The organism is Caulobacter sp. NIBR2454 (genome assembly GCF_027474405.1).
In the GTDB taxonomy this organism is placed as follows: Bacteria; Pseudomonadota; Alphaproteobacteria; order Caulobacterales; family Caulobacteraceae; genus Caulobacter.
The window spans coordinates 3,113,145-3,125,911 of sequence record NZ_CP114871.1 but is presented as its reverse complement, the minus strand read 5'-3'; the positions used below and the strand labels follow the sequence as shown (position 1 = coordinate 3,125,911).

Annotated in this window: 8 protein-coding genes; 3 read left to right on the top strand and 5 right to left on the bottom strand. The window is 67.9% G+C overall.

The annotated features are described in order from the left end of the window. Nucleotides 1-79 precede the first annotated feature (79 nt). The 3 genes from O5K31_RS15210 to O5K31_RS15200 are packed head-to-tail and all read right to left on the bottom strand — an operon-like array spanning nucleotide 80 to nucleotide 5,905. Nucleotides 80-1,495, bottom strand: a complete 1,416-nt coding sequence (locus O5K31_RS15210) for an efflux transporter outer membrane subunit (RefSeq protein ID WP_269714589.1) — start codon at nucleotides 1,493-1,495, stop codon at nucleotides 80-82. Between the two features lie 15 nt (nucleotides 1,496-1,510). Continuing rightward, on the bottom strand, nucleotides 1,511-4,690 hold the full coding sequence (locus O5K31_RS15205) for an efflux RND transporter permease subunit (RefSeq protein WP_269714588.1): 3,180 nt from the start codon (nucleotides 4,688-4,690) through the stop codon (nucleotides 1,511-1,513). A 30-nt stretch (nucleotides 4,691-4,720) separates the two neighbouring features. Continuing rightward, complete coding sequence (locus O5K31_RS15200) at nucleotides 4,721-5,905, bottom strand: efflux RND transporter periplasmic adaptor subunit (protein ID WP_269714587.1); 1,185 nt, start codon at nucleotides 5,903-5,905, stop codon at nucleotides 4,721-4,723. Between the two features lie 288 nt (nucleotides 5,906-6,193). Here O5K31_RS15200 and O5K31_RS15195 point away from each other — a divergent pair, with 288 nt between their 5' ends. Beyond that, on the top strand, nucleotides 6,194-6,763 hold the full coding sequence (locus O5K31_RS15195; RefSeq protein ID WP_269714586.1) for a TetR/AcrR family transcriptional regulator: 570 nt from the start codon (nucleotides 6,194-6,196) through the stop codon (nucleotides 6,761-6,763). 61 nt (nucleotides 6,764-6,824) lie between these two features. Continuing rightward, nucleotides 6,825-8,612 carry an ABC transporter ATP-binding protein gene (locus O5K31_RS15190; RefSeq protein WP_269714585.1) on the top strand — a complete coding sequence of 596 codons (1,788 nt, stop codon included), beginning with the start codon at nucleotides 6,825-6,827 and terminating at the stop codon, nucleotides 8,610-8,612. Here the strand turns inward: O5K31_RS15190 and O5K31_RS15185 are convergent. Beyond that, nucleotides 8,584-10,314 (bottom strand): FG-GAP repeat domain-containing protein, encoded by a 1,731-nt coding sequence (locus tag O5K31_RS15185; RefSeq protein ID WP_269714584.1) that lies wholly within the window; start codon nucleotides 10,312-10,314, stop codon nucleotides 8,584-8,586. The two genes, O5K31_RS15190 and O5K31_RS15185, sit on opposite strands and share 29 nt — an antisense overlap. Before the next feature lie 163 nt (nucleotides 10,315-10,477). Here O5K31_RS15185 and O5K31_RS15180 point away from each other — a divergent pair, with 163 nt between their 5' ends. Then, the gene (locus O5K31_RS15180; RefSeq protein WP_269714583.1) at nucleotides 10,478-11,980 is read left to right on the top strand and encodes a S10 family peptidase; all 1,503 of its coding nucleotides are present in this window, start codon (nucleotides 10,478-10,480) and stop codon (nucleotides 11,978-11,980) included. 4 nt (nucleotides 11,981-11,984) lie between these two features. On the opposite strand, the gene ppk2 is transcribed toward O5K31_RS15180, so the two are convergent. Next, nucleotides 11,985-12,743, bottom strand: a complete 759-nt coding sequence (ppk2, locus tag O5K31_RS15175; protein ID WP_269714582.1) for a polyphosphate kinase 2 — start codon at nucleotides 12,741-12,743, stop codon at nucleotides 11,985-11,987. Between the last annotated feature and the right edge of the window lie 24 nt (nucleotides 12,744-12,767).

The window sequence follows — 12,767 nt, the reverse complement described above, 5'->3', positions numbered from 1 at the left end:
AACCTTAGCCGATGTCAGTCTTGTGAAAATAGGTGTCTGCGCGGACGTGGCTGGGGACAAACGCCCGCGCAGACTTTGCTCAGGCGGGAGTCCAGCCCCCGCCCAGGGCCTTGTAGATGGCGACGACGTTCGTATTCACGCCCGTCTCGGCGACGCTGAGCGCGTCCTCCGCCGCCAACAGGGTGCGCTCGGCGTCGAGCAGCACCAGGAAGTCGATGCCCCCCTCGCGGTACTGCACCCGCGCCAGTTCGGCCGCCCGGCGCGAGGCGCTGGCCTGCTCGGTCAGGCTGTAGAGCTGGGCCTGCTGCTGGCGATAGGCGACCAGGGCGTTCTCCAGGTCCTCCAGCGCGCGCAGCACGGTCTGGTCATAGGCCGCCAGGCTGGCTTCCTCGCGGGCCTCCTGCGCCTTCAGCCGCGCGCGGGCGCCGCCGAAGTCCAGGCCCGGCCAGCTGACCGTCGGCGCCACCGCCCAGGCCCCGGTCCCGGAGTTCCCCAGCGAGGAGAAGTTCCCCGACAGGAAGCCCACGAAACCGGTGACGCTGACCCGCGGGAACAGGTCGGCGGTGGCCACGCCCACCCGGGCCGTCTGGCCGGCCAGACGACGCTCGGCCGCCTGCACGTCCGGACGTCGGCGCAGCAGTTCGCCCGCGTCGCCGATGTTCAGCGCCTTGATGAGCGGCCTGGTCTCTTCCGTCCGCGCGACCAGCAGGCTGTCCAGCGCGCCCGGTCGCTGGCCGGTCAGGACGGCGAGGCGATAGTTGGCCCGCGTCTCGGCGGTGACCAGGACGGGGATGGCCGCCTCGGTCGCCTTCATCCGGGCCGTGGCGCTGGCCACGTCGATGGCGTCGCCGCGACCCACGTCGAAGCGCACCTGGGTCAGGCGCACAGTCTCGCGCTGGGTCTCCAGGTTGCGGCGAGCCACGGCCAGCCGCTCTTGCGCCCCGCGCAGCTCGAAGTAGTTGCGGGCCACCTCCGCGGCGACGGTCACCTGCACGTCGCGCAGGTCGGCGTCGGCGGCGCCCAGGTCGGCGCGCGCCGCCTCGACGCCACGGCGCACCCGGCCGAACAGGTCGATCTCCCAGCCGGCGTCGAAGCCCGCCTGCCAAGCGTCGGTCTCCACGCGGGGACTGCCCGCGGGCGTCTGCTGCTTGGCGACCGAATAGGTCCCGCTGGTGGTCACACGGGGCAGCTGGTCAAGCCGCGCATCGGTGAACAGGGCGCGGGCTTCCGACACCCGGGCCAGGGCGATGCGCAGGTCCAGGTTGTCGCCCAGCGCCTGCAGGACCAGGGAGTCGAGGATGGGGTCCTCGAAACCCTTCCACCACTCGGCCTCGGGATTGGCCGTGGTGACGAAGATCTGCGGGTCGGCGTTCTGGTAGGCCACCGGCGCGACGGCCGGCGCCTTGAAGTCGGGGCCCACGGCGCAAGCGACAGCCATCAGGCTGGCGCCGGCGACGAGAGCGGCCCGAAACATGTTGGTGCGGAACAAGGTCATGAGTTTTCTCCGGACCTAGTGCGAGGCTTGCGCTTCGGGCTCCGCCACGGTGGCGGCGGGCACGGCCTTGCGGGCCGTGAAGCGGCGGATGACGTAGTAGAAGACGGGGGTCAGCAGCAGGCCGAAGAAGGTCACGCCGATCATGCCGCTGAACACCGCCACGCCCATGGCTTGGCGCATCTCCGCCCCGGCCCCGTGCGACACCACCAGGGGATAGACCCCCATGATGAAGGCGATCGAGGTCATCAGGATCGGACGCAGGCGCAGGCGGCAGGCTTCCAGGACCGCCTGAAGCGGACTGTCGCCATGCATCTCCCGCTCGCGGGCGAACTCCACGATCAGGATGGCGTTCTTACACGCCAGCCCCACCAGCACGATCAGCCCGATCTGGGTGAAGATGTTGTTGTCGCCTTGGGTCAGGAACACCCCGCCCAGGGCCGACAGCAGGGTCATCGGCACGATCAGGATGACCACCAGCGGCAGGCTCCAGCTCTCGTACTGGGCGACCAGCACCAGGAAGGCCAGCAGCACGCACAGCGGGAAGATGAAGACCGCCGTGTTGCCCGCCAGGATCTGCTGATAGGTCAGCTCGGTCCATTCGAAGCCCATGCCGTTGGGCAGTTCTTCGGCGGCGAGTTTTTCCAGCGCCGCCTGGGCCTGGCCGGTGGAGAAGCCCGGCGCCGGGCCGCCGTTGATCTCGGCGGTCAGCAGACCGTTGTAGTGCATCTCGCGGTCCGGACCCGTGCCCTCTTTGAAGCTCACGAAGCTGCCCAGGGGGATCATCTGGCCGTCGCCGTTCCGGGTCTGCAGCCGCAGCATTTGCTCGGGCTGCAGGCGGAAGCGCTGGTCGGCCTGGACGTTGACCTCGTAGGTGCGGCCAAAGCGGTTGAAGTCGTTCACGTACAGCGAGCCCAGATAGACCTGCATGGTCTCGAACAGGTCGGTCAGGGACACGCCGGCGGCGCGGGCCTTCTCGCGGTCGATGTCGGCCTCGATCTTGGGCACGCCCACCTGATAGCTGGAGAAGACGCCGGCCAGGGCCGGATCCTTCTGCGCCTTGGCGATCAGGTTCTGGGTCTCCTTGTACAGCTCGTCCGAACCCAGGCCCGCCTTGTCGACGATCTGCATGCGGAAGCCGCCGATGGTGCCCAGGCCCTGGACGGACGGGGGCGGGAAGACGGCGATCTGGGCGTCGGCGACCTGCGCCAGCTGGCCGTTCAGCGAGCCGACGATGGTCTCCATGGATTTCTCATGCCCGCGGCGGGACTTGAAGTCCTCCAGGGTGAAGAACACCACGGCGGAGTTGGGGCTGTTGATGAAGCCGTTGATCGACAGGCCGGGGAAGGCCACGGCGTGGGATACGCCGGGGGTCTTCAGGCCGATGTCGGTCACCTGGCGCACCACCGCCTCGGTGCGGTCCAGCGACGCCGCGTCGGGCAGCTGGATCATCGAGACGACATAGGCCTTGTCCTGCTGCGGCACGAAGCCGCCGGGGGTCTTGGCGAAGGCGAAGACCGTCAGCAGCACCAGGCCGCCATAGACGACCAGGGCGACGCTGGACTTGCCCAGCATCTTGGACACGCCCTTCACATAGCCGTTCGAGGCGCGGCCGAAGTAGTGGTTGAACGGCCCGAAGAACCAGCCAAGCGCCCGGTCGATCAGTTGCTGGAAGCGGTCCTTCTTGGCGCCGTGCGGCTGCAGAAGGACGGCGGCCAGGGCCGGCGACAGGGTCAGGGAGTTGATGGCCGAGATCACCGTCGAGATGGCGATGGTCAGGGCGAACTGACGATAGAACTGGCCGGTCAGGCCGCTGATGAAGGCGGCGGGGATGAACACGGCGCACAGCACCAGGGCCACCGCGATGATCGGCCCGGTCACTTCGGACATGGCCTTGCGGGTGGCTTCCGGCGGGCTGAGCCCGTCGGCGATGTGACGCTCCACGTTCTCGACCACGACGATGGCGTCATCGACCACGATGCCGATGGCCAGCACCAGGCCGAACAGGGTCAGGGCGTTCAGGCCAAAGCCCAGCATCAGCATGATCGCGAAGGTGCCGATCAGCGACACCGGCACCGCCAGCAGCGGAATGATCGACGCGCGCCAGCCTTGCAGGAAGACCACCACCACGATGACCACCAGGATCAGGGCCTCGACCAGGGTGTGGACGACCGAGTCGATCGACTCCTGCACGAAGGCGGTGGTGTCGTAGACGATCTCGTACTTCACGCCTTCGGGGAACTCCTTGGAGAGCTCCTCCATGGTCGCCTTGACGTTTCCGGCCATTTCCAGGGCGTTGGAGCCCGGGCGCTGGAAGACGGGCATGGCGGCGGCCTGCTTGTTGTCCAGCAGGGCGCGCAGGGCATAGGTGTTGGAGCCCAGCTCGATGCGGGCCACGTCGCGCAGGCGGGTGATCTGGCCGTCGTTCCCGGCGCGGACGATGACGTCGCCGAACTGCTGCTCGTCCTGCAGACGCCCGGGGGCGTTCACCGAAAGCTGGAAGTCCGACATGCCGGGGGTGGGCGGGGCGCCGAGCTGGCCGGCGGCCACCTGGACGTTCTGCTCGCGCAGGGCGCGGACCACGTCGCCCGCCGTCATGCTCAGGGCGGCCAGACGATCGGGGTCCAGCCAGACGCGCATCGAATAGGCGCCCGAGCCGAAGATCTGCACGTCGCCCACGCCCTCGATACGGGCCAGGCGATCCTTGATGTTCAGCTGGGCGTAGTTGCTCAGATACAGCGTGTCATAGCGATTGTCCGGCGAGGTCAGGTGGACCACCAGCGTCAAGTCGGGCGACGCCTTGGTGGTGGTCACCCCGATGCGCTGGACCTCCTGGGGCAGCTTGGGCAAGGCCTGGGCCACGCGGTTCTGCACCTGCACCTGGGCCTGATCGAGATCGGTGCCCAGGGCGAAGGTGACGGTCAGGGTCATGACCCCGTCGGCCGCCGATTGCGACGACTGATAGAGCATCCCCTCGACGCCGTTGATCGACTGTTCGAGAGGCGCGGCCACGGTCTGGCCGATGACGGAAGGGTTGGCCCCCGGATAGGCGGCCCGCACCACGACGGTGGGCGGCACGACCTCGGGATATTCGCTGATCGGCAGGGCCGGCAGCGACACCAGGCCCGCGATGAAGATGACGATCGACAGCACCGCGGCGAACCGCGGCCTGTTCACGAAGAACTTTGAGAAGTTCATTTTGGAAAGCCCCCTTAAGGCTCGGGGTGTCTAGTTCTGGCCGCCGGCCGGGGCGATCTGGGCCACCTGGCGTGCGGTTGTTTCGAGCTGGGCGAGATCGCCGGCGAAGTCGGGCGCGGGCGCCTTGACGGCCTTCACGGTGTCGCCGGGGCGCACCTTCTGCAGTCCGGCGGTGATCACCTTGTCGCCGGGCTTCAGGCCCTGGCGGACGATGCGCAGGCCGCCGGCCAGCGGACCGAGGGTCACAGGGCGGTACTGGGCCTTGTTGTCGGCCCCGACCACCATCACGTAGCGCTTGCCAAGGTCGGTCGCGATGGCGCGGTCAGGCACCAGGGCCACGTTTTCCGACGCGGCGCTGACCATGCGGATGCGCGCGAACAAGCCCGGCGTGAACCGGCCGTCGGCATTGGCGAAGATCGCCCGCCCGCTGATCGTGCCGCTGCGCGCGTCGATGGCGTTGTCGATGAAGTGCAGCTGGCCTTTGTGCGGATAGCCCTCCTCGGTCATCAGGCCCAGATAGACCGGGCTCTGCTTGCCGCGTTCGGCCGAGGCGTACTTCAGGAAGGTCTGCTCGTCGGCGTTGAACGCCGCGAAGATCGGGGTGTCCGACACCACGGTGGTCAGCAGGCTGCCGTTGGTCACCAGATTGCCCCGGGTGATCAGGGCCTTGGAGACCCGCCCGTCGATGGGCGAGACCACGCGGGTGAACTCCAGGTTCAGGCGGGCCGACTGCAAGCCGGCCTGGGCGGCGGCGACGTTGGCGCGAGCCGACTTTTCTTCCGCTTCCAGACGCTCGAACTCGCTCTGGGCGACGGCGTTCTGGTCCAGCAGGCGACGGCCGCGCTCCTTGTTGGCGGTGGCCAGCTCAAGCTGGGCGCGGCTGCGGTCCACTTCGGCGGCCAGGCGGTTGACCTCGGCCTGGAACGGACGCGGATCGATCTGGAACAGCACCTGGCCCTTGCGGACGCGGGCGCCCTCCTGGAAGCCGATGCTGTCGATGTAGCCGCCGACGCGCGGATTGATGGCGACGCTCTCGATGGCTTCCAGACGGCCGGTGAAGTCGTCCCATTGGCGAAGGTTCTTGAAGGCCACGTCGGTGACCGCGACCTGCGGCGGGGGCGGCGCGGCTTCTTGTTGGGCCTCCGCGCTGCATGCGGCCAGCACGGCCATGGCGGCGAGGCCGGCGAAAGAGGTGAGGATGGGGCGGAGGCGCATTGGGGGGAGGGTCCTGGCCTGTGAGTTGTCGAGAGATTGCGCGGTTTCATCCCCGGCGGATTGGTCCGTCCGGGCTCTTTTTGTCTGGTTCCGACCTGTGCGGAGGGCGGGAAGGAAATTGTCGCAGCGGCTGTGCTTGACCTTGGCCGAACAAAAGCCGATGTACGTTATGTGACGATACCGTTCGGTATCCTCGTTACGAGAGATACTGACCGGTCACTCTCACGTCAAGATGAGGCCACAAAAATGGGTTCCAGAAATTCTGAGGGGGAAAAGAGCGTGGAAGGCGTGTCCAAAAGGCCAGCCCGCGACCGCATCTTCGAGACAGCTCGAGAGATGTTCTATGAGCGCGGCATCCGCGCCGTCGGCGTCGACTCGATCGCCGCCGAGGCGGACGCCACCAAGATGACGCTCTACCGAAACTTCCCGTCCAAGGACGACCTGATCGCGCAGGTCATGCGCGAGCAGGAAAAGGACTACTGGATCTGGTGGGACGCCATCATCGACGGCTGCCCCGACTGCCCGCGCTACAAGCTGGAAGCCCTGTTCGACGCCTTTGAGAGCAAGGCTTCCGAACAGGATGTCCACGGCTGCCCGTTGGCCAACGCCGCCATCGAGCTGCACGAAAAGGACCACCCGGCCCAGGTCATCAGCGTCAACTTCAAGCGCGAGATGCATCGCCGTCTGGTCGAACTGGCCCGCGCCGCCGGGGCCAAGGACGACGACCTGGCCGACGGCCTGATGCTGCTCATGGAGGGCTCGTGCAGCGCGCGGGTGACCCTGGGCGGCGACGGTCCGGTCCGCTCCGTGGCGCGCACCGCCAAGGGGCTGATCCGGTTGCATCTCGACCACAGCTGATGCGCAAAGCGGCGGGTGGCGCGTGACGTAGCGCCCCCGCGGGCCTATCTGTCGCCCTCCCATGAGCGACGATATCGACGACGATGAAGACGGCTCGCGCCGCATCCTGAGCAACCGACAGGTCCTGGCCTTTGTCGGCGGCTTCTGGCTGCGCCGAAAGAAGCTGTTCTTCAGCGGCCTGACCCTGATGCTGATCGCCGTGGCTCTGGACCTCTCCCTGCCCTGGGCGGCGGGCAGGCTGGTTGACGCGGTGTCGGCTCCGGCCGGTCAGGGCGCCGGCGTCTGGTGGGCCTGGGCGGCCTTCGTCGGCATCTATCTCACCTTCACCCTGGTGCGGATCCAGTCCTTCCGGTTCTGGAACGTCCTGGCCGCCCGCAACATGCGCGAGCTGACGGACGAGGCGTTCCAGCGAGTGCAGTCCTTCTCCGCCGACTGGCACGCCGACAACTTCGCGGGCGCCACGGTGCGCCGCCTGACCCGCGCCATGTGGGGCTATGACAGTGTCTCGGACGCGGTGGTCCTGATGCTTGGCCCGGCGGTGCTCGTGCTGCTCGGCCTGTCGGTGATGATGGGCCTTCGCTGGCCGATCGTGGGCCTGTTCTCGCTCATCGTGGTGACCCTCTATCTGATCTCAAACCTGACCTTCGCCACCTGGTACGTGCGGCCCTACAACCTGAAATCCACGGCCTTGGACTCCAAGATCGGGGCCGCAATGGCCGACGCGGTCTCCGCCAACCCCACCGTGAAGAGCTTCGGCGCCGAGACCCGCGAGCAGGCCCGCCTGGGCGACGTCACCCGCGCCTGGGCCGAGGCGGTGGTCGTGACCTGGAACCGCTTCGTCGATGTCTGGCTGATCCACAGCATGATGCTGGTGGCACTGCAGGCGGGTCTGTCGGGGCTGATGGTCTGGCTGTGGTCGCAGGGCCGCGCGACCCCAGGCGATGTCGCCTTCGCCATCACCGCCTTCATGCTGATGAGCGGCTATCTGCGCAACATCGGCGAGAACGTTCGCATGATGCAAAAGGGCCTGGACGACGCCCAGGACGTGGCGGCCTACGCCTTGGAGGCTCCACAGGTTCCCGATGCGTCCGACGCTTCCACCTTCACCCCCGGCCGCGGGACCATCGTCTTCGACCGCGTGACCTTCGGCTACAAGGGCGCCGAGCTGCCGCTGTACGATGACTTCTCGCTGGTCATCGCTCCGGGCGAGCGGGTGGCCCTGGTCGGCGCCACGGGGGCCGGCAAGTCCACTTTCGTCAAGCTGGTCCAGCGCCTCTATGACCTGCAGGGCGGGCGCATCCTGATCGACGGCCAGGACGTGTCGAAGGTCACCCAGAATTCCCTGCGTCAGGCCATCGCTCTGGTTCCCCAGGACCCGGCCCTGTTCCACCGCTCCATCGCCGAGAATATCGCCTACGCCCGCCCGGACGCGCCCATGGAGGATATCGTCGAGGCCGCCAAGCGCGCCCGCGCCCACGACTTCATCAGTCGACTGCCGCTCGGCTACGACACCCTGGTGGGCGAGCGCGGCGTGAAGCTGTCGGGCGGCGAACGCCAGCGCGTGGCCATCGCCCGCGCCTTCCTGGCCGACGCCCCGATCCTGGTGCTGGACGAGGCGACCTCATCGCTCGACGTGGAGACCGAGGTTCAGGTCCAGGCCGCGACCGAAGCCCTGATGGCCGGCCGCACCACCATCGTCATCGCCCACCGCCTGTCGACCATCCGCGACGCCGATCGCATCCTGGTGTTCGAGAACGGCCGCGTGGTCGAGGAGGGCAAGCACGCCCAGCTCAAGGCCAGCGGCGGCCTCTACGCCCGCCTCAACGCGGTGGCTGAGGGGACGGCCTAGCCTCAGGGCAGATGTCGCCGTTCGGCTGGAAGATCATCCGCCGATCCTCCACCACAAGATCGGGCGCCAGCGAGGGCGCCGTCTTCAGCCCGCCGCTCGCGATGATTTCCGCCAGGGCCGAGCCCGCCTTCCATTGGCAGGGGGTGGTGTAGGCGCCCTTGTGGACCCAGCCGCCGGAGCCGTCGGACGCATAGAGGCGCGCCGAGCCCGGCTGGAAGACGAGGATGTCCTCGCGCCCGTCGCTGTCGATATCGCGCAGGACCACATCGCAGGGCGAGCCGGCGTAACAGTCCTCGTCGCGCAGGCTGAAGCCCTGGGGCAGGGTCCGGCCCGCCGGGCTGACGACGGCTTTCGCCGGCCGCCGCAGCGGGTTGGGCCGGGCTTCCGGGACGGTCCGGTTGAGCGCGGCCCTGGCCTGCTTCGCCGTCGTCGCATCATCGCTCTTGGCCAACCGCTCCAGCGCGGCCGTGCCGAACCGTCCGGACTGGAAGCGCAGGAAGTCGTAATCGAACGCCTCGGCGCCGACCTTGCCGCGCTCCAGCCGATGAAGCTGGTCGTTCACCGACAGGCGCATGGGATCGGCGATCGGCGTGAACAGCGCCAGGATCAGGGCCAGCGTCACGAAGGCCATGGCGATGTTGGCGCGGCCCAGGCCGCTCATCCATTCCCCCCGCCGGACCGCCGCCAGGATGTAGCCGGCGGCATAGCCGGCGGCGATCACCACGCAGGCCGCCGCCCAGATGCGCTCGGGGCTCAGGCCGTGCTGGCCGATGCGCAGGACCAGCGCCCAGCCGGCCAGGGCCGCCAGCGGCGCCAGCAGGAAGCACGCGACCCGCAGCGCGACGGCGAGCACCCGATGCGGCGGCTCCTCACCGTCCTGCCATGCGGCGTTGATCAGGATGATCAGGCTGGCCGCCGCCCCCAGCATCAGCCCGCCCGCACTGCGGGTGCTCCACAGCGGGTCGAGGCCGGTGAACGGCAGGCTGGCCAGAAAACCCGCCACGATCAGGGTCAGCAGGGGCAGCAGCCACGCCAGCAGGGTCAGGGCCACGGTCCTCACGCCCTGGATCAGGGCGCTGCGCACGTCGGCCAGATGAACCGCCGCCGCGAAGACGACCGGGGTGATGGTGAAGCCGAACGCCGCCTCCCGGATCAGGTCGCGGAAGAAGCCGATGCCGATGACCTCGAACAGCGACGCGCCCAGGAACAGCAGACCCCAGAATACAGCGGTGAAGGCGCAGGACAGGGCCAGCTGCACCCCCCGCTTCCAGGCCGTCTCGAAATAGGCGGCATAGGGCGCGATGCGCCGCCGCGCCGCGTCGGCGGGCTCCACCAGATGATAGATCACGAACAGCGCCACCGCCGTGACCAGCGCATAGGCCGGACCGGCGAACAGGCGGATATCCATCCTATCCATCGGATCGCGCCAGACCCCATAGGCCCCGAGGATGACGGTCAGGGCGACCGCCCCCGCGAAGGTCGCCGCCAGCACGCCGCGCCGCACGGCGCCGACCCCGGCCAGCAGCACCAGCGGGGTCATGCCCGCGGTCAGGACGACAGCCCCGAACAGCACCGGCGCCGTCGCGGGCCACACCTTGCCGTCCTGGGCCTGGTACAGGCCAAACAGCGCCAGACCCTGAAGCAAGCCGATCGCCAGTCGCATGATCGCCAGGTCGGTCCGCTTGCCGTTAAGCTCGTGCATGTCTTTTCCCGCGCCTTTTGAAAGGATTGAGCATGGGTTGCGGCGGCAAGGCCAGACACTCCCTGCGCGCGGAGATTACATTCCTGTAACCGTTTACGAATGCGCTGGCGTCCGGCCCTGCGTCCGCTAGCAATTTCGCTCCGAATTTCTCGGGGGAGTGACGATGCGGAAGTTTGCGGTGCTGGCGTCGATGACGCTGGCCATGGGGCTGTCGGCCCCGGTCATGAGCTGGGCGCAGGACGCCAAGCCGGCCGAAGCGGCCAAGAAGGAAGAAAAGTCGGACCTGCCGCCGCTGCCGGCGGACGCCTCGGCCAAGCAGAGCATGCGGGTGGGCGGCAAGGTGGTGAACTACACCGCCACCGTCGGCACGCTGCCGGTGCGTGACGCCAAGGGCAAGAAGACCGCCGAAGTGGTCTTCACCTCGTACACCGTCGAGGGCGCCGGTCTGAACCGCCCGGTGACCTTCGCCTTCAACGGCGGACCCGGCGCGGCGTCGGTCTATCTGAACATGGGCGCCATCGGCCCCAAGCGCGTGCAGTTCGGCGCCCAGGGCGACGCCCCGTCGGACTCGGCGGTGGTCACCGACAATCCAGGCACCTGGCTGGACTTCACCGACCTGGTCTTCATCGATCCGGTGGGCACCGGCTTCTCGCGCTCGCTGGTCAGCGAGGACGAGAGCAAGAAGGCCTTCTACGGCGTCGATCAGGACATCAACTACCTGTCGCGCATCGTCTATGACTGGCTGGTCAAGAACGGCCGCATGACCTCGCCCAAGTACATCACCGGCGAAAGCTACGGCGGCTTCCGCGGCCCGCGCCTGACCCACAAGCTGCAGACCGAGCTGGGCGTCGGTATCAACGGCGTGATCCTGGTCTCGCCCTTCTTCGACGGCACCAGCTGGTCGGGCGGCGACTACTCGCCGATCCCGTGGTCGGTGACCCTGCCGTCCATGGCCGCCGCCAATTACGAGCGCCAGGGAAAGACCCTGAACCAGGCCCAGATGCAGGAGGTCGAGGACTACGCCCGCGGCGAGTTCATGACCGACTTCATGCGCGGCTACAGCGACCCGGCGGTTCTTGATCGCCTGTCCACCAAGGTCGCGGGCTATACCGGCCTGCCGCGGGACAAGGTCCGTGAATGGGGCGGCCGCATCGACAGCCGCGCCTTCCTGCGCGAGCTCTATCGCAAGGAAGGCAAGATCGGCTCCTGGTACGACAGCAATGTCACCGCGCCCGATCCCTTCCCCTGGTCGCCGGAACAGCGGACGGGCGACGCGATCCTCGACGCCCTGATCGCGCCCACCACCAGCGCCTATGTGGACTTCGCCACGCGCCAGGTGGGCTGGAAGTATGACGGCCGCTACTACGCTCTCAGCTATGACGTGAACCGTCTGTGGGAGAACCGCCTGACCGGGATCGAGGCGGTCACCGCCTTCCGCCGCTCGCTGGCCAACGACCTGAAGATGAAGGTGCTGATCGTCCATGGCTACGACGACCTGTCGTGCCCCTACTTCAGCTCGCGGATCGTCATCGACCAGCTGCCGCAGACCATCGCCAACAACCGGGTCCAGCTGAAGGCCTATCCGGGCGGGCACATGTTCTACAGCCGCAGCGACAGTGGCTCGGCCATGCGCGCCGACGTCATGGCGCTGTACGGCGCGCGCTAGGGGATCAGGGCGCCAGCCGCCCGTCCTTGATCGCCGCCGGGTCGAAGGTGAACAGGATCTCCGGATCCGGCGCCTTCGCCTCGGCGGCGATTTCCTTCGGCGCGATGGTCTTGAGCAGGTGCTGGATCACCGCCAGCCGCGCGCCCTTTTTCTTGTCGGCCCGCACGCAGATCCACGGCGCGTGCTCCTTGTGGGTCCGGGTCAGCATCTGGTCGCGCGCCTTGGAATAGGCGTCCCAGCGCTTTTGCGCCTCGTCGTCCAGGGGGCTGACCTTCAGGGCCTTGAGCGGTTCGGACCGGCGGGCGTCCAGCCGCTCGGCCTGCTCGTCCTTGGAGATGTCGAGCCAGAACTTCACCAGCTTGATGCCGCCCTCGGTCAGCATGCGCTCGAAATGCGGAGCGTCCTCGAGAAATGCCTCGTGCTCGTCGGGGGTGCAAAAGCCCATGACCGGCTCGACCCCGCCGCGATTGTACCAGGAGCGGTTGAACAGCACGATCTCGCCTACGGTGGGCAGGTGCTCGGCATAGCGCTGGAAATACCACTGGCCCCGCTCGCGTTCGTTCGGTTTGGGCAGGGCGACGACGCGGGTGTTGCGGGCCGACAGGTGGGCGACGATCCGCTTGATCGTCCCGTCCTTGCCCGCGCTGTCGCGGCCTTCCAGGATCACCACGACGCGTTCGCCGCTCTCGATGGCCGCCTGTTGAAAGCGCACCAGCAGGATCTGCAGGTGACGCAGTTCTTTCTCGTATGCCTTGGTTTTCATCCCGGCAGCCTAGGCCCGCCAGGC

What these genes read in the sequence shown, in the direction of transcription:
- O5K31_RS15190 (WP_269714585.1), top strand. Translation starts at nt 6,825, where the DNA reads ATGAGCGACGATATCGACGACGATGAAGACGGCTCGCGCCGCATCCTG.
- ppk2 (WP_269714582.1), bottom strand. Translation starts at nt 12,743, where the DNA reads ATGAAAACCAAGGCATACGAGAAAGAACTGCGTCACCTGCAGATCCTG.
- O5K31_RS15185 (WP_269714584.1), bottom strand. Translation starts at nt 10,314, where the DNA reads ATGCACGAGCTTAACGGCAAGCGGACCGACCTGGCGATCATGCGACTG.
- O5K31_RS15205 (WP_269714588.1), bottom strand. Translation starts at nt 4,690, where the DNA reads ATGAACTTCTCAAAGTTCTTCGTGAACAGGCCGCGGTTCGCCGCGGTG.
- O5K31_RS15200 (WP_269714587.1), bottom strand. Translation starts at nt 5,905, where the DNA reads ATGCGCCTCCGCCCCATCCTCACCTCTTTCGCCGGCCTCGCCGCCATG.
- O5K31_RS15210 (WP_269714589.1), bottom strand. Translation starts at nt 1,495, where the DNA reads ATGACCTTGTTCCGCACCAACATGTTTCGGGCCGCTCTCGTCGCCGGC.
- O5K31_RS15180 (WP_269714583.1), top strand. Translation starts at nt 10,478, where the DNA reads ATGCGGAAGTTTGCGGTGCTGGCGTCGATGACGCTGGCCATGGGGCTG.